Source organism: Actinomadura sp. NPDC048394 (genome assembly GCF_040651755.1).
Lineage (GTDB): Bacteria > Actinomycetota > Actinomycetes > Streptosporangiales > Streptosporangiaceae > Spirillospora > Spirillospora montaniterrae.
Genome location: NZ_JBEZJL010000002.1, coordinates 137,848 through 153,702 on the forward strand (window position 1 = coordinate 137,848; position 15,855 = coordinate 153,702).

The window sequence follows — 15,855 nt, forward strand, 5'->3', positions numbered from 1 at the left end:
TGGGCCGTGCGGCGGTCCGAACGCTACAGGCGATCAGTAGCGGTAGTGGTCCGGCTTGTACGGGCCCTCGACGTGGACGCCGATGTAGGCGGCCTGCTCCTTGGTGAGCGTGGTCAGCTTGACGCCGAGCGCGTCCAGGTGCAGGCGGGCGACCTTCTCGTCCAGGTGCTTCGGCAGCACGTACACGCCGACCGGGTACTCCTCGGTCTTGGTGAACAGCTCGATCTGCGCGATGACCTGGTTGGTGAACGAGTTGGACATGACGAACGACGGGTGGCCGGTGGCGCAGCCGAGGTTCATCAGCCGGCCCTCGGCCAGCACGATGATCGAGTGGCCGTCCGGGAACCGCCACTCGTGCACCTGCGGCTTGATCTCGATCTTCTCGATGCCCTCGATCTTGGCGAGGCCGGCCATGTCGATCTCGTTGTCGAAGTGGCCGATGTTGGAGACGATCGCCTGGTGCTTCATCCGGCTCATCTGCGCGGCCGAGATGATGTTGAAGTTGCCGGTGGTCGTCACGAAGATGTCGGCGATGTCGACGACGTCGTCCAGGGTGGTGACCTGGAAGCCGTCCATCGCGGCCTGCAGCGCGCAGATCGGGTCGATCTCGGTGACGATGACGCGGGCGCCCTGGCCCTTCAGCGCCTCGGCGCAGCCCTTGCCGACGTCGCCGTAGCCGCACACGACCGCGACCTTGCCGCCGATCAGCACGTCGGTGGCGCGGTTCAGGCCGTCGATGACCGAGTGCCGGCAGCCGTACTTGTTGTCGAACTTCGACTTGGTGACCGAGTCGTTGACGTTGATCGCCGGGAAGGCGAGGGTGCCGGCCTTCGCCATCTCGTAGAGGCGGTGCACGCCGGTGGTGGTCTCCTCGGTGACGCCCTTGATGCCGGCGGCGGTCTCGGTCCAGCGGCCCGGCTTCTCAGCGATGGTGCGGCGGAGGGTCTCGAGGATGATGCCCCACTCCTCCGGGTCGTCCTCGGTCGCCTGCGGGACGGCGCCCGCCTTCTCGTACTCGGCGCCCTTGTGGACGAGCAGGGTCGCGTCGCCGCCGTCGTCGAGGATCATGTTGGGGCCGGAGCCGTCCGGCCACTGGAGGGCCTGGTCGGTGCACCACCAGTACTCTTCGAGCGTCTCGCCCTTCCAGGCGAACACCGGGACGCCCTTCGGGTCCTCGGCGGTGCCGTCCTTGCCGACGACGATCGCGGCGGCGGCGTGGTCCTGGGTGGAGAAGATGTTGCAGGACACCCAGCGGACGTCGGCGCCGAGCTCGACCAGCGTCTCGATCAGCACGGCGGTCTGGATCGTCATGTGCAGCGAGCCCATGATCTTGGCGCCGCGCAGCGGCTTGGCGGCGGAGTACTCCTCGCGCACCGCCATCAGGCCCGGCATCTCGTGCTCGGCGAGCCGGATCTCCCGCCGGCCGAAGTCCGCCAGCGACAGGTCGGCGACCTTGTAGTCCATGCTTTCGTTGCTCCTTGTCTGCTTGCTCGGTCTGCTTGCTCGCAGCAGGGTCCGCTTTGCAGCAGGTCCGCCCGTGCGCGGCAGGTCCGTTGGTGCCCGCGGGTCGCGTCGTTCGTCCGCGAGGACCGGCCCCGCGGGCCGGCCGACCCGGCCGAGTCTACGGGCGGGGACGGTCCGGAGGCACGATCGGGGGCGCATTTCTGACACGGATTTGTCAGAATCGACGCATGCGCATCACGGAGGCCGCCCGGCGGCTCGGCACCTCGCCCCGCATGCTCCGCTACCGGGAGACGCTCGGGCTGCTGCCCGCGACCCGCGACACCGCCCCGTCCGGCGGCGGGACCGGGCGCGGCGGCGGCCACCGGCGGTTCGGCGACGCCGAGTTGCGCGCCGTCGCGCTCGCCCTGGCGCTGGAGAAGCGCTACGACGTCGGTCCCGCCGAGCTGGCGTTCGGGCTCCGCGTGCTCGCCGAGCCGCAGGTCCAGGCGCACGTCCGGGAGCTGGGCGAACGCATCGGCCGGCTGTCCGCGCCGCCCGCCCGGGCGCTGGACTTCGAGAAGGAGAAGGCACTGCGGCTCCTGCGCCGCCGGTAGCGGCCGGCTCACGTTCCGTCGGCGGCACCCACTACCATCCCGCTGGACGGACGGGAGACGGCGCGTGAAGAACTGGCTCTACGGGGTGCTCGGCCTCGTGCTCGGCATCGGGCTGTTCGTGGGCGGTCTGGCGTCGATGCCGGGCGACACGGTGAAGTGCGGCGAGCGGGTGATGTCGCCGGGCGACACCTGCACGACGATCCGCAAGGGGCGCGCCACCGACCGGTCCTATGACGAGCAGAAGTCCAAGGACGGCCGCGAGGCGGTCATCATGATGATCGTCGGGCCGCTGCTGGCGATCGGCTGCGGCGTGCTCTTCCTCGGCCCGGCCCTCACGCGCCGCCGCAAGGCCGCGGCGGCGTACCCGGCCGGTCCCGCCGCGGGGCACGGGTATCCCGCCCCGGGCGGCCCCGGATACGTCACCCCCGGCCACGGCAGCCCCGGGCACGGTGGCCCGCCGTCCGGGTACCCGCCCGCACCGCCCGCGCAGCCGGGCTCGTACCAGCCGTCCGCCCCGCCGGGCTCGTACCCGCCTCCACCGGCTCCCGGGTATCCGCCACAGCCGGGCCCCGCCTACCCGCCGCCCGGCGCGGGCACGTACCCGCCACACGGAGGCTCCGGCTATCCGCCGCACCCGGGCACCGCCCAGCCGCCGCACGCCGCGCCGCCGCCGCCGAGCGCCCGGCCCGCCGACCTCCCCGCACCGCCCGCCCAGCCGGGACCGTACCCGCCCGCCTGAAGCCAAGGGCCTAGCCGGGCCGCTGATCAGGTCGCGTTCTCTCCTGGGACGACCACACCGGACTCGTAGGCGAGCATGACCGCCTGGGCGCGGTCGCGCAGGCCCAGCTTCGTGAAGACCCGCGCCACGTGCGTCTTGACCGTGTGCTCGCTGACCACGAGCCGCGCGGCGATCTCGGCGTTGGACAGCCCGCCCGCGATCAGCACGAGCACCTCGTTCTCCCGGGCCGTCAGCGTGGACAGCTCCGACGGCGCCTGCGGCCGGCTCCGCCGCTGCTTGGTGAACTCCCGGATCAGCCGCCCGGTGACCTGCGGCGCCAGCAGCGAGTCGCCGCGCGCGACGACCCGGACGGCGGAGACCAGCTCGTCCGCGGTCGCGTCCTTGAGCAGGAACCCGGACGCGCCGACGGCGAGGGCCTCGTAGACGTACTCGTCGACGTCGAAGGTGGTGAGGACGAGGACGCGGACGCCCTCGGAGCCGGGCTGCGCGAGGATCCGGCGGGTGGCCTCGATGCCGTCCATGCCGGGCATCCGGATGTCCATGACGACGACGTCGGGCCGGCCCCGCTCGGCGAGCGCGACCGCCTGCCGCCCGTCGCCGGCCTCGCCGACGACGGTGATGTCGTCCTGCGCGTCCAGCAGCGCGGCGAACCCGGCGCGGACGATGGTCTGGTCGTCCGCCACCAGTACCCGGATCACCGGCGGGTCCCCGTCCCGGGGCGGGCGAGAGCGCGGTCAGCGGCGGCCGGGGGGCGCCTCGGAACCGTGTCCACTGGTGGAATTCCCCTCCCTCGTGAGCGGCAGTTCGGCCTCCACCAGGAACCCGCCTTCGGTCGCCGGGCCGGCGGAGAACCGTCCGCCCAGCATGGTCGCACGTTCCCGCATGCCGACGAGACCGTGTCCGCCGCCCGGCCCGCCGCCGGAGGCTCCGGGGCCGGAGCCTCCGGGGCCGCCGGGCCGCGGCGGCGCGCCTTCCAGCCGGGTCGGACCGGCCGGGCCGGCGCCGGCCAGGTCCAGTACCGCGGTACGGGCGGCGGGATCGTCGCGGTTCAGCAGCCGCGTCGACCCGGCGGCGCCGTCGTCGCGGACGCGGACCGCGAGCCGGTCGGGCAGGAAGGTGAGGTCGACGTGCACGCCCGCGCCGGGCGCGTGCCGCCGCGCGTTCGTCAGGGCCTCCTGGACGATCCGGTACGCCGACAGCTCCACGGTCGTGGACAGCGCCCGCGGGTCGCCGTGCACGGCGAGGTCGACGGCGCCGCCGGCGCCGCGGTGCTGCTCGATCAGGTCGGGAAGCCGGTCGAGGCGGGGCTGCGGGGAGTTCGCGGCGTCCGGTTCGGGCTTGGCGTCGGCGCGCAGCACGCTGAGCAGCCGGCGCATCTCGACCAGCGCGTCCCGGGCCGTCTTGGCGATCTCGGTGTAGCCGGCGCGGGCCTCGGGCGACAGGTCGTCCATCGTGTACGGGGCCGTCTCCGCCTGCACGGCGATCATGGAGACGGAGTGCGCGACGACGTCGTGCAGCTCGCGGGCGATCCGGGCGCGCTCACGCATGACGGCCTGCTCGCGCTGGACGGCGGTGAGCCGGGTGAGGGTCTCGTTGGTGCGCTCCTCCGCCTCCGCCTCGGTGCGTCCGGCGGACTCGACGGCGCGGCGCGCGTCGCCGAGGCCGATGGCGGCCAGCACGGCGACGACCGCGGCGGGCCACGGGACGTCGTCGAGCGTGCCCGTGGCGAGGTAGACGACGGCGACGGTGGCGACGCTCCCGGCCGCGAGGACGCCCGCGGACTGCCGGGGCAGCTGCCGTCCGAGCGCGTACAGCGTGTACAGCGCGGCGAACGCGGTGGTGATCAGCAGCTGCTGGCCGGTGAGCAGCCCGGCCGCGAACGCGCCGAGGACGACGGCGGCGACGGGGCGCAGGTTCTCGCGGCGCCAGACGAGCGGGACGGTCGAGGCGACCGCGAAGCCGCCGGCGAGGCTCAGCGGGGACCCGGTGCTCGGCGCCAGCTCGGCCAGCGCGGCGATGGTCAGCGCGAGGCCGGTGAGGGGCGCGAAGTACCAGGCGCCGGTGAAGTCGGTCCAGGTGTTGATCCAGCGGGGCAGCGGCGCCGTCTCACCGGCGGGACGCGACGCGGCGCCCGGCGGAATCCCCGGCGCGCCGGGGGCGGGCGCTCGGCCCGCACCGTTCAGCCGGGCGCCGAGCTTGACGGCGAGCGGCCGCAGCAGGTGCCCGATGCCGGTGAGGATCCAGAGCAGCAGCTGCCCCACCCCCGCCACGATCCGGCCGGACAGCCGCCACGCCTGGTGCGCGAGGGCTGGGCCGAACCCCGCGGGGTCGGGTCCGGTCCGGGCCTTGTCATCGGTGCTCACTCCTCAATACTGACCGCTGGTCGGGCTCATGACCTCACCGTGCGGTGGTATGCGCGCGGCCTGAATCCCCCTGGAGGACGACCCCCGATCCCTCCTTGCGGGGGACGTGCGGACGACCGGCGGAGACGTAATGTCTTAACCGTGACCGCGACGGCGGCGCCGCCGACGTAGGGGGTTCGGCGGGGCTGCCGCGGTCACGCCAACCGCCCGGTTTCAGGGGTCCGGGCGGGGAAGCATGGGAAGCACCTCGCCGGACGGCCGCGCCGCCCGCCTCCGCGGAGGCACTCGCCGGTCTCGCCTGGGCTGGGGTTCGGCCGGCATCCGGTGCCGGCCGCCCGGCGAGGGATCCCGTGCGGCCGCCCGCGACGGCCCGCAGAGGGCCGGCACGGGCCGCGACCGTCGGCGGGCCGCCCGATGAGGGCCGCCCGCCGTCGCACGTCACACGCTCTCGCCGGTGGCCTTCCCGGCGGGCTTGGCGGCGTTGCGGCGGTCCGCCTCGTCCAGCGCCGGCTCCAGGTAGATCATCCCCGCCTCGGGGATCACCGCGCGGACCTTCGCCTCGGCGGCGTCGATGCCGCGGGCCACCTCCGCGGCGGTGTCGTCATGGTAGACGGCGATCTTGGCGGCGATCAGCAGCTCCTCCGGGCCGAGGTACTCGGTCCGCATGTGGATGACGTGGTCGACCTGCTCCACCGACTCCAGCGCGTCGATGATCCGCTTCTCCTGCTCGGCGTCGACGCCCTCGCCGATCAGCAGGCTCTTGGTCTCGATCGCCAGCACCGTGGCGACCAGGCCGAGCAGCACGCCGATCGCGACGGTGCCGATGCCGTCCCAGCGGCCGTCGCCGGTCGCGACCGCCATCGACACGCCGAACAGCGCCAGGACCAGGCCGACGAGCGCCGCCATGTCCTCCAGGAGGACGACGGGCAGCTCCGGCGCCTTCGCGCGGCGGATGAACGCCCACCACGACTTCCCGGCGCGCAGCGTGTTCGACTCCTTGATCGCGGTGCGGAAGGAGAAGCCCTCCATCCCGATCGCGATGATCAGCACCGCGAACGCCCAGATCGGCGACTCCACGTCCTCCGGGTGCGAGATCTTGTGGTAGCCCTCGTACAGCGAGAACGCCGATCCGACGGTGAACAGCACGACCGCGACGACGAACGCGTAGAAGTACCGTTCCCGCCCGTAGCCGAACGGGTGCTCGGGCGTCCGGTCGCGTTCGGAGCGCTTGCGGCCGAGCAGCAGCAGGCCCTGGTTCCCCGAGTCGGCGACCGAGTGGATCGACTCCGCCAGCATCGACGACGAACCCGTGAACGCGAACGCGACCATCTTGGACGCGGCGATTCCGAGGTTGGCGGCCAGGGCCGCGATGATGGCCTTCGTCCCACCCTCAGCACTCATCTAGGCAATCCTCGCTTTGAGCTCTTGAATGGCCGGCACGGGCGTCGGGTCGACGCCCAGCGTGATGGCCAAGTAAACCGTGACATAGTCCGCCAACGCGATCATTGTCGCGATTCTCTCGAGCGGATGGGTCCCTTCGGCGAGGATCTCCGTCACCGCGACGCCCCGGTCCCGGGCCATCTCGACGGACGCCGCGCGCCGCTTGGCGGTCTGCGGATGCTCCTCGGTGTCGCGCAGGACGACCAGGTGCAGCCCGTGCTCCGCGTCCTCGGCGCGGTCGCGGAAGAAGTCGTCGGGATCGGCGGGCGAGCCGCCGCCCGCGAAGAAGCCGTCGAACGCCATCACCTGGTTGTGGTCCGCCTCCGGCAGGCCGCCGGCGACCGCCGGGTACTTGGCGTTCTCGTTGAGCTGGCAGCACATCCGGTACGCGGCCGTCTCGGCGAGCGGCGACGTCCCCCACACCAGCGGGACGTCGCCGGCGAGGTCGAGCGCGATCCGCTTCGCCGGGTTCACGAACGGCTCGCTGCCCGGACGGCACCGGTGCGCGACGTCCTCCAGCCGCGCCGCCGTGGACTCCAGCACCGCGTCGGGGACGTCCGTCAGGCCGAGCGCGCGGGCCGCGACGAGCAGCGGGACCGTGAGCCCCCACAGCGTCGACCGCGGCTGCCCCGCCGACCGCACCGGCACGAACAGGCCGCGGCTGCGGGCGGCGAGGTCGGCGAGCGGGGAGCCCGCGCCGCCGACGCACAGCAGCCGGCACCCGCGCCGGGCCGCCTGCGCCGCCACCTCGAGGGTCTCCTCGGTCGCCCCGGAGCAGGACACCGCGATCACCAGGTCGGCGGCGCCGACCCAGCCGGGCAGCCGGTACCCGCGGACCGTCGTGACCGGGACCGGGCAGCCGAGCCCGCACACCGCCGCGAGCACGTCCCCGGAGATCCCGGAGCCGCCCATGCCGGTGACCACGATCGCGCGGGGGCGGCCGTCCTCGGCGAGCGCCGCGACGCCCGCCTCCTCCGCCGCGCGCCGCGCCTCCCGGATCTGCGCCGCGGACGAGGCGACCTGGCGCAGCATCCCGCCCGGATCGGACGCCTCGACGTCCTGCGCGTCCTCCAGCCGGGCGGGGTCCAGCGTGCTCACGAAGCGGGGGCCCGGGCCTCGTCGACGAGGAGGACGGGGATGTCGTCGCGGACCGGGTAGGCGTAGCCGCAGGAGCCGGTGCACACCAGCTCGGCGGCCGCGTCGTCGGCGCGCAGCTCGCCGCCGCAGTTCGGGCAGGCCAGGATCTCCAGCAGCCAGTCGTCCAGCTTCATGCTCATGACAGGATCACTTCTCTCACGCCGGGTCACTTCTCCCTCACGATGGCCAGGACCTCGTCGCGGATCGCCGCCATGGTGGCCTCGTCGCCGGCCTCCGCGTTGAGGCGCAGCAGCGGCTCGGTGTTGGACGGCCGCAGGTTGAACCACCATCCGGCGGCCTCGTCCCCGACGGTCAGGCCGTCCAGCTCGTCGATCGTAACGCCGGGGCGGCCGGCGAACGCCTCGCGGACCTTGCCGGCGGCGGCGTCCTGGTCGGCGACCTCGCTGTTGATCTCGCCGGACGCGACGTACCGGGTGTACTCCCCGAGCAGCGCCGACAGCGGCCCGTCCTGCTCACCCAGTGCGGCGAGGACGTGCAGCGCGGCCAGCATGCCGGAGTCGGCGAACCAGAAGTCGCGGAAGTAGAAGTGCGCCGAGTGCTCGCCGCCGAACACCGCGCCCGTCTCCGCCATCGTCTGCTTGATGAACGAGTGCCCGACCCGCGTCCGCACGGGGGACCCGCCGTTCTCGGTGACGATCTCCGGGACGGCCTTCGAGGTGATCAGGTTGTGCACGATCGGGGCGCCCGGGTGCTTGGCCAGCTCCCGCACCGCGACCAGCGCGGTGATCGCGGACGGCGCGACGATCTCGCCCCGCTCGTCGACCACGAAGCAGCGGTCGGCGTCGCCGTCGAACGCGAGGCCGATGTCGGCGCCGGTCTCGCGGACCTTGGCCTGCAGGTCGCGCAGGTTCTCCGGCTCGATCGGGTTGGCCTCGTGGTTGGGGAAGGTGCCGTCCAGCTCGAAGTACAGCGGGACGAGGTCGATCGGCAGCCCCTCGAAGACGACCGGGACGGTGTGCCCGCCCATGCCGTTGCCCGCGTCGACGACGACCTTCAGCGGCCGGATCGCGGACAGGTCGACCAGCGTCTTGAGGTGCTCGGCGTAGCCGTGCAGCACGTCGCGCCGCGACACCGTCCCGGGCTCGCCGCCGTACGCCGGGACGCCGTTCTCGATCATCTCGCGGATCTCGGTGAGGCCGGTGTCGCGGCCGACCGGCTTCGCGCCCGCCCGGCACAGCTTGATGCCGTTGTACTTGGCGGGGTTGTGGCTGGCGGTGAACATCGCGCCGGGGAGCCCGAGGTCGCCGCTGGCGTAGTAGAGCATGTCGGTGGAGCCGAGGCCGGCCTCGACCACGTCCGCGCCCTGCGAGGTCGCGCCGCGCGCGAACGCGGCGGCGAGCGGCCCGGACGACTCGCGCATGTCGTGCGCGGTGACGACCGCGTCCGCCCCGGTCACCCGCACGAACGCCGCGCCGGCCGCCTCCGCGACCGCTTCGTCCAGCTCGTCGGGCACGACGCCGCGGATGTCGTACGCCTTGAAGATCTTGGCGAGGTCGCCCACTCCTGCTCCCCTGTACGCAAGTGATGACCGAAAGTCGGCGGGACAACCGAGCCTACCGGGAAGCGCGGCGGCGGCCCGAGCCGGTGCCGGTCGCGGGCGTGACCCGGGCCACTCCCGCGGCGGTCACTCCTGCGGCGGGGTCACTCCTGCGGCTGGGTGCCCGCCGGTTCGGAGCGCAGCACCCGCAGGTGCCCGCGGCGGCCGACCTCGGTGCCCTGGCCGACCGGCTCCTGGCCGGCGCCCGGCGCGGGCCGCGCGGCCTCGCGGACGGCGTCGGCGAGCGCCTCGAGGTCGTCGGCGCTCGGCTCGGTCTCCTCCTCGACGGGGAGCCGGACGAGCTCCCAGCCCATGGGGGCGGTCAGCCGCTCCGAATGCTCCGCGCACAGGTCGTAGCAGTGCGGCTCGGCGTACGTGGCGAGGGGCCCCAGAACAGCGGTCGAGTCGCGGTAGACGTACGTGAGCGTGAAGACTGCGGGCGCCTTGCAGGCGGTGCGGGAGCAGGTGCGGACGGGGCTCACGATGGCCGACCGTACCTCGCTCCCGGCGCCGCCGCCACCACCCGGGCGCACGTGTCGCCGTTACCGGCCGATTTCCGGGGTAACAACTACATTCCGTGTGGTCCCGAACCCTCACCGTGGGGCGGCCGGCCGGGCGCCGCGATGCCACTGTCCTGAGCGCCACGATGTCGCTGTCCGGGGCGCCACGATGGTGTTCCGGGGGTGGAGGCGGGTGTTCCTGGTGCGGGGGCCGGGATTCGCGTGCGGCGGGAGGTAACCTGAGGGGGTGCGATCCCGTGTGGCAGGCGTACGGCGCCGCGATCGGCACGGTCGCGGCCTCCGTGGCCCTCTGACGCCCCCGCAGGCGCCGGTCTCGCGGACCCGCGCGGAGAAGTTCGACGACCTCGTCCACGACGAGGTGCGGCGGCTCGGCGCGCGCTGGGGCCGGGAGCTGTCCGGTGTGGAGTTCGGCGTCGAGGAGGTGCCGGACGTCGAGCCGTGGTTCGACGGTCCCGTGCCGCTCGGCCGGACCGTCCCGGGCGAGGCCGGCCGGTCCGTCCGGATCGTGGTGTTCCGGCGTCCCGTGGAGGCGCGCGCGTCGGGCGAGCAGGAGCTCGGCCGGCTGGTGCGCGACCTGCTGGTGGAGGAGGTCGCCGACCTCCTCGGCCTCTCCCCCGAGTCCGTCGACCCGAGCTACGACTCCCCCGACGACTAGCGGGACGACCGGCCGGCGTACGGCTAGCGGATGAGGGCGGTCTGGCTGTCGCCGGTGGGCGGGAGCCGGACGGCGGTCGGCGCGGGCATCAGCGGCAGGACGGTGAACAGGTAGCCGTCGCCCTTGCCCTTCGCCATGATCCGGGCCGCGTAGACCGGGCCCGACCCCGGCTTGACCGTGATCACGGCCCCGTAGCCCTTGTCGCCGCTCCCCTGGGGCGCGGCGAGCTTGGTCTCGACGGTGCGTCCGGCGCCGATCTCGACGTTCTGCGGTGCGCCCTTCCCCTGCGCGTCCATCGTGGTGATCTGGACGGCGGCGCGGCCGGCGGGCGCGGTGAGGACGACGGACGTGTCGTACCGGTCGTCGGAGACGACCGCGGAGGCTCCGGACGCGCCGCCGAGCCGTTCGGTGGCGGTGCCGTAGGCGACGTCGGCGCCGCGCGCGGCGGAGAAGCCGGCGATGATCGGCCGGTCGGAGTCCAGCCGGACGGCGGCTGCGCGGCCCGAGAGGGCGCCGGCGAGGTCGACGGAGGTGACGCTCTGTGCGGGCGCCTCCACGGTGTCCTGGCCCTGCGGCGCGAACGCGCCGTCGGCGGTGACGGCCCGCACCCTGATCCGGGCGTCGGCCTCGCCGGGCACCGCGACCAGCAGCTTGCGCTGCCCGTCGCCGCCGGGCACGCCGGGAACGACCACGGATCCGGCGGGCTCGGGCGACAGCGGCAGCCACTCGACGCCCTTCTTCTTGCCGATCCGGACGCGCAACGACGCGGCGACGCGTCCGGCGGTGGTGTGCACGTTGAGCGCGAGGTCGCGGGCGGTCTTGACGATGTCGCCGAGCCCCTCCGGCTGCCCGCCGAGCTTGATGACGCTGGTGCTGTACGGCGCGACGGGCGTGGCGCGCCCCTCGGTGGTGTCGAGCGGCCCCTCCCCGGACAGGCCGGTGACGTCGACGGACGCCGGCTGGGCGTCGACGTTGGTGAGGTACAGGTCGAGCCGGTCGGCGGCGAGCGGGCCGGGGCCGAGGAACCACAGGTCGGTGCCGGGGCGGGCGCAGCGGTCGCCGGCGAGGCCGCGGTCGTCGCCGCGAGGCCAGTAGGTGGTCTGCTCCGCCTCGAGCCCGGCGGCGAGGGCGCCGGTGGCCCGGACGGTGAAGGAGTCCTCGGTGGTGCCCATGTCCTTGTCCCAGCCCTGGCCGGGCGCGGTCATGGAGGCGAGCGGGGACCCGCCGCGGGTGCCGGCCACGTCGAGGCGGCCGCCGGTCCGCTTCTGCGGGAGGGACTGGACGCTGACGCGGCCGCCCTCGTGCCCGGGGCAGACCATCACGGCGGCGTTGACGGGCTCGCTGCGCCCCTTCTCCACGGCGTTCCCGGGCCGGGAGAACGACGCCGCGCCGTAGAGGGCGGCGAGGCCGACCAGGACGAGGGCGGCGATGGCGTAGCGCATGCCGAGGAGCTTCAGCACTCTGTCCATGTCAGCTCTGCTCCTCCGAGGCCACGGGTTCCGGCGCGGGCTCCGCCTCTGGCTTCGGCGCAGGCTCGGCCTTGGGCGCGGGCTCGGAAGCGGCCTCGGAAGCGGGCTCGGCACGCGGTTCCGATGCCCCCGCAGGTAGGGCCGGTGCCTCCGCAGGCAGGGCCGGTGCCTCCGCGGGCGGGGCCGGTGCCGGTTCGTGGCGGACGCGGGCGCGATGCCCGCCGCGTGCGCCGCGCGCGCCGCGCCTGCCGCGGCGGCCTCGCCCTTCGCGGCGCTCGCGGTTGCGGTCGCCGCCCGGAACGAGGGTCTCGGCGCGCGCGCCCGGCAGCGCCAGAACGGCCACCAGCAGCACGGCCACACCTTGTATGACGAGCCACGTGTGCCGCATCGCCATACCGCGCGTCAGGGTGAACTCGCCGCCGGACGTAGGAACGTCGTAACCCTGCGCCCAGCCGTCCACGGTCCGCGACTTGAGGCCGTGGCCGTTCAGCTCCGCCTTCCAGCCGCCGTCGGCCGGTTCGGCGAGCAGCAGTGTGCGCGCGCCGGTACCGGCGGGGATGCGCACGCGCGCATCGATCTTGCCCGCGCGCAGCGGCGTGATGGTGGAGCCCTGCACGAGCATCATGCGGGCGGAGTTCGCCTGCAGCCGCCACACCGCGAACGATCCCGTCCGGCTGAGGCGCGACAGTTCCGGCGCCGCGTCCAGGACCTTGGTGACCGGGTCGGAACCGGGGCGCGGCACCAGCACGTACTGGACGCCCATCCGCGACAGCGCGGGGCCGTCGTCGCCCTCCCGGTTCGCGGCGAGGCCCGCGACCAGCTCGTCCAGGCGCCGCGCGCCGGGCCCGTCCGCGAAGGTCTCGGCCTCGCCGAGCCTCGGCCGGTCGCCGCGCAGCAGCGTGTAGGAGACGCGTCCGGACGGGGCGCCGTGCAGGACGAGGGTGCGCGGCCCGCCCGGCGCCTTGACGAACTCGGGGACGGTGTCCGTGCCGACCGTGCCGAGCGGCCCGCCCGCGCCCCGCGCGACCCACGCGCCCGCCGCCAGCAGCGGCGCCGTGAGCGCGGCGAGGACGACGACCGCGCCGCCCGCCCTGTAGATCAGGTGCTTGCCGGCGAGGACCTCGGTGCCGCGCTGGACGGCGGCGGTCGCCGCCAGCAGCACCCCCGCGCCCGCGAAGATCAGCGCAACGCCGGGCCAGGCGGGCGCCGCGCCCGCGCCCTTGGTGACGGTCGCGGCGCCGGTGAGGATCGCGACGAGCAGCCCGGCGACGGCGAGCAGCCAGCCCGCGAGGACGGCGGTGCGGCGGCCGCGCAGCGGCAGCGCGCACACGGCGGCCGCGAACAGCCCGGCGAACGTCCACCACACCGGCGTGCCGGGGCCGCCCGGGTTCATGGCGAGCAACTCGGCGGCCGTCGCGGGGTCGAACGACCGGTGCAGCCCCGCCTCCAGCAGGAACCGCGACGGGTGCAGCAGCAGCCCGATCGTCCAGGGGAACAGCAGCAGCGGCGGGACGGCCAGCGCGATGACGAGGTTGCGGCGGTCCTGCCGGCGGCGCCGGTCGAACAGCGCCCACACCAGGCCGCCGCCGGCCAGCGCGAGCGGCCACGCGAGCGGGACGAAGGCCGTCGCGACGGTCAGCATAAGCGCGACCGCCCAGGCCGCGCGCCCGGCGCGCTTGCGCAGCGTGGCGGGGTCGGCGGCGAAGCGCGGCAGCCCGTACATGCGGGCGACCTGCACCGCGATCAGCGGAAGCAGGACGAGGACGACCGCGGTACCGATCCGTCCGCCCGCGATGGCGCCGGTCGCCGCGGGCAGCAGCGCGTACACGGCGGCGAACCACACGCGGACGGCGGAGACGGGGACGCGACGGCCGGCGGCGCGCGCGCGGCGGCCGGTCCGCGGCGGTTCCAGCACCAGGACGCGGGACGCGCGGTAGGCGGTGAGCCCGGCGAGCGGGACGCTGCCGAGCAGCAGGACCGCGACCGCCAGCCACGGCTTGCCGAACAGGACCGTCGACAGCAGCGCCAGGAACCCGACGTACGGCGGGCTGCCCGCACCGGTCCCGAGCCCGGCCGGGTGGAAACCTGACAGGTACTGGTCCCACAGGTCGCTCGCGCCGCCCCACGCGGGCACGAGCGCGCCGCCGCCGAGCCGCGCTGCGCCGGTGATCAGCGACCGCTCCGCCGCGACGGTGACGGCGGCCAGCGCCAGCACCAGCAGCACGCCGGGACGGGCGAGCAGCCGGCGGATCGGGCCCGGCTCGTCGGTGATCTCGTCCTCGGACTCCCGCTCGTGCTCGTGCGCGGCGAAGAACTCCGAGACCGCCTCGGCGACGCGCCGCAACACCACCATCCGCGGCTGGAACCGCCGCACGCTGCGGTGCACACGCGCCCGGCCCTCGGCGCGGACGGCGCGCGCCCGCCGCAGCCGGCCCGGATCGCGCAGCACGTCGGCGAGCGCGGCGAGCTCCGCGCGCGCGACGGCGGGCCGCTTGGTGATGGTCAGGACGAGCGCGTGCAGCAGCGACGCCCACACGTTGCGGACCAGCGACCGCAGCATGGCGCGGAACGGCTGGTTCGCCAGCAGCGTCCACAGCGCGTTGCGGCGGTCGCGGCGCAGCGGATGCTCCGACGTCATCCCGATCTCGCGGAGCCCCCGCCGCGCCGCCTCGGCGTGGTACACGACCGCGTCGGTCGCGACGACGACCCGGTGCCCGGCCGCGTGGACCCGCCAGCAGAAGTCCAGGTCGTCGCGGAAGATGCCGTACTCGACGTCGAACCCGCCGAGCCGGTCCCACACGTCGCGCCGCACCAGCATCCCGGCGCTGGACACCGCCAGCACGTCGCGGACGCCGTCGTGCTGGCCCTGGTCGAACTCGCGGCGGTCGACGCCGGTCCAGCGGCGCCCGGCGGCGTCGACGGACGTCCCGGTCTCGCGCAGCACCCGCCGGTCGGCGAAGTCGCGGATCTTGGGTCCGACGACGGCGATGCCCGGGTCGGACTCGGCGGTCCGCAGCAGGTGGCCGAGGGCGTCGTGGTCGGGCACGGAGTCGTCGTGCAGCAGCCAGATCCACTCGGACCTCGGGGTGCCCGGCTCGTCGTCGGGGACGGGGGCGGACGCGGCGTCCTGGCGCAGCGCCTCCGCGACGGCCTCGCCGTAGCCGGTGGTGCGGGGCAGCGTGAGGACGTCGTGCCCGCCGATCACCTCGGCGAGGACGGCGGGGCCGCGGTCGCGGCTCCCGGTGTCCACGGTCACGAGGCGCTGCACGGGCCGCGCCTGCGTCAGCAGCGCCTTGAGCGCCTCGGGCAGCCAGCGCGCGCCGTCGTGGGCGACGAGGACCGCCGTGACGACGTGGCGATCGAGTGTGGGGGCCAAGGATCGCTCGATCTGTGGGACGACGGGTTGTTCCCTGCTGGAATGCAGCAGCCGTGCCGACCATCAGATCGGCACGGCTGCTTACTGTACGCGTGGCCGGGCGGGCACGCTCCGGATCCCCGGGATCCGGGCGCCGGCCCGGCCGCCGCGGGCGTCCGGGAGGGGCTCAGCGCGGCGCCGCTCCCCTTCGGCGCCCGCGAACCGGCCGGCCGGTGACCCGCGGGTCGTGGACGTCAGACGGCTTGGCGCTTCAGCTTGCGGCGTTCGCGTTCGGACAGTCCCCCCCAAATACCGAAACGTTCATCGTGCTGCAGCGCGTACTCCAAGCACTCCGTCCGCACCTCGCATGCCCGGCACACCTTCTTGGCCTCGCGAGTGGAGCCGCCCTTCTCCGGAAAAAACGCCTCCGGGTCCGTCTGCGCGCACAGTGCGCGCTCCTGCCAGCCCATCTCTTCGCCGTCTGTGCCGTGCGCCAGCGGGATGACGACCTCGCTCACAGCGCACCTCCTGCCCGTGGAACCCCCTGGTCAATGCCGTCCT

Annotated in this window: 14 protein-coding genes; 3 read left to right on the forward strand and 11 right to left on the reverse strand. The window is 74.5% G+C overall.

Annotated features, from left to right (window positions below; genetic code table 11):
* Positions 1 to 33 precede the first annotated feature (33 nt).
* The gene (gene ahcY, locus AB0C78_RS01890; RefSeq protein ID WP_151538640.1) at positions 34 to 1,464 is read right to left on the reverse strand and encodes an adenosylhomocysteinase; all 1,431 of its coding nucleotides are present in this window, start codon (positions 1,462 to 1,464) and stop codon (positions 34 to 36) included.
* Between the two features lie 227 nt (positions 1,465 to 1,691).
* On the opposite strand from ahcY, the gene AB0C78_RS01895 reads away from it, so the two are divergent.
* Positions 1,692 to 2,057 (forward strand): MerR family DNA-binding transcriptional regulator, encoded by a 366-nt coding sequence (locus AB0C78_RS01895; RefSeq protein WP_151538641.1) that lies wholly within the window; start codon positions 1,692 to 1,694, stop codon positions 2,055 to 2,057.
* A 64-nt stretch (positions 2,058 to 2,121) separates the two neighbouring features.
* Complete coding sequence (locus AB0C78_RS01900) at positions 2,122 to 2,796, forward strand: hypothetical protein (protein WP_360740639.1); 675 nt, start codon at positions 2,122 to 2,124, stop codon at positions 2,794 to 2,796.
* Positions 2,797 to 2,822: 26 nt separating this feature from the next.
* Here AB0C78_RS01900 and AB0C78_RS01905 read toward each other — a convergent pair whose 3' ends face one another.
* The 7 genes from AB0C78_RS01905 to AB0C78_RS01935 all read right to left on the reverse strand — a co-directional run bounded on the left by AB0C78_RS01905 (position 2,823) and on the right by AB0C78_RS01935 (position 9,776).
* Entirely contained in the window at positions 2,823 to 3,494 is a 672-nt protein-coding gene (locus tag AB0C78_RS01905) for a response regulator transcription factor (protein WP_151538643.1), read from the reverse strand.
* A gap of 36 nt (positions 3,495 to 3,530) precedes the next feature.
* Positions 3,531 to 5,159 carry a histidine kinase gene (locus AB0C78_RS01910; RefSeq protein ID WP_360740641.1) on the reverse strand — a complete coding sequence of 543 codons (1,629 nt, stop codon included), beginning with the start codon at positions 5,157 to 5,159 and terminating at the stop codon, positions 3,531 to 3,533.
* Between the two features lie 438 nt (positions 5,160 to 5,597).
* Positions 5,598 to 6,560 (reverse strand): cation diffusion facilitator family transporter, encoded by a 963-nt coding sequence (locus AB0C78_RS01915; RefSeq protein WP_360740643.1) that lies wholly within the window; start codon positions 6,558 to 6,560, stop codon positions 5,598 to 5,600.
* On the reverse strand, positions 6,561 to 7,697 hold the full coding sequence (locus tag AB0C78_RS01920) for a bifunctional phosphoglucose/phosphomannose isomerase (RefSeq protein ID WP_360740645.1): 1,137 nt from the start codon (positions 7,695 to 7,697) through the stop codon (positions 6,561 to 6,563).
* The gene (locus tag AB0C78_RS01925; RefSeq protein ID WP_151538645.1) at positions 7,694 to 7,876 is read right to left on the reverse strand and encodes a Trm112 family protein; all 183 of its coding nucleotides are present in this window, start codon (positions 7,874 to 7,876) and stop codon (positions 7,694 to 7,696) included. Before AB0C78_RS01925 ends, AB0C78_RS01920 begins: the two co-directional genes overlap by 4 nt.
* 26 nt (positions 7,877 to 7,902) lie before the next feature.
* A complete protein-coding gene (locus AB0C78_RS01930) occupies positions 7,903 to 9,258 on the reverse strand; it encodes a phosphomannomutase/phosphoglucomutase (RefSeq protein ID WP_360740647.1) in 1,356 nt (451 codons plus the stop codon).
* A 140-nt stretch (positions 9,259 to 9,398) separates the two neighbouring features.
* The gene (locus AB0C78_RS01935) at positions 9,399 to 9,776 is read right to left on the reverse strand and encodes a DUF3499 domain-containing protein (protein WP_192808627.1); all 378 of its coding nucleotides are present in this window, start codon (positions 9,774 to 9,776) and stop codon (positions 9,399 to 9,401) included.
* Positions 9,777 to 10,041: 265 nt separating this feature from the next.
* On the opposite strand from AB0C78_RS01935, the gene AB0C78_RS01940 reads away from it, so the two are divergent.
* Positions 10,042 to 10,470 carry a metallopeptidase family protein gene (locus AB0C78_RS01940; protein ID WP_360740649.1) on the forward strand — a complete coding sequence of 143 codons (429 nt, stop codon included), beginning with the start codon at positions 10,042 to 10,044 and terminating at the stop codon, positions 10,468 to 10,470.
* A gap of 23 nt (positions 10,471 to 10,493) precedes the next feature.
* Here the strand turns inward: AB0C78_RS01940 and AB0C78_RS01945 are convergent, their stop codons facing one another.
* The 3 genes from AB0C78_RS01945 to AB0C78_RS01955 all read right to left on the reverse strand — a co-directional run bounded on the left by AB0C78_RS01945 (position 10,494) and on the right by AB0C78_RS01955 (position 15,764).
* Complete coding sequence (locus AB0C78_RS01945) at positions 10,494 to 11,939, reverse strand: DUF5719 family protein (protein WP_360740651.1); 1,446 nt, start codon at positions 11,937 to 11,939, stop codon at positions 10,494 to 10,496.
* 1 nt (position 11,940) lies between these two features.
* On the reverse strand, positions 11,941 to 15,315 hold the full coding sequence (locus tag AB0C78_RS01950) for a glycosyltransferase (RefSeq protein WP_360740653.1): 3,375 nt from the start codon (positions 15,313 to 15,315) through the stop codon (positions 11,941 to 11,943).
* Between the two features lie 233 nt (positions 15,316 to 15,548).
* Entirely contained in the window at positions 15,549 to 15,764 is a 216-nt protein-coding gene (locus AB0C78_RS01955; RefSeq protein WP_171064042.1) for a WhiB family transcriptional regulator, read from the reverse strand.
* Between the last annotated feature and the right edge of the window lie 91 nt (positions 15,765 to 15,855).

Bases quoted from the DNA above. Each gene is read 5' to 3' on its own strand.
- AB0C78_RS01915 (WP_360740643.1), bottom strand. From the start codon at position 6,560: ATGAGTGCTGAGGGTGGGACGAAGGCCATCATCGCGGCCCTGGCCGCC.
- AB0C78_RS01945 (WP_360740651.1), bottom strand. From the start codon at position 11,939: ATGGACAGAGTGCTGAAGCTCCTCGGCATGCGCTACGCCATCGCCGCC.
- AB0C78_RS01895 (WP_151538641.1), top strand. From the start codon at position 1,692: ATGCGCATCACGGAGGCCGCCCGGCGGCTCGGCACCTCGCCCCGCATG.
- AB0C78_RS01925 (WP_151538645.1), bottom strand. From the start codon at position 7,876: ATGAGCATGAAGCTGGACGACTGGCTGCTGGAGATCCTGGCCTGCCCG.
- ahcY (WP_151538640.1), bottom strand. From the start codon at position 1,464: ATGGACTACAAGGTCGCCGACCTGTCGCTGGCGGACTTCGGCCGGCGG.
- AB0C78_RS01955 (WP_171064042.1), bottom strand. From the start codon at position 15,764: ATGGGCTGGCAGGAGCGCGCACTGTGCGCGCAGACGGACCCGGAGGCG.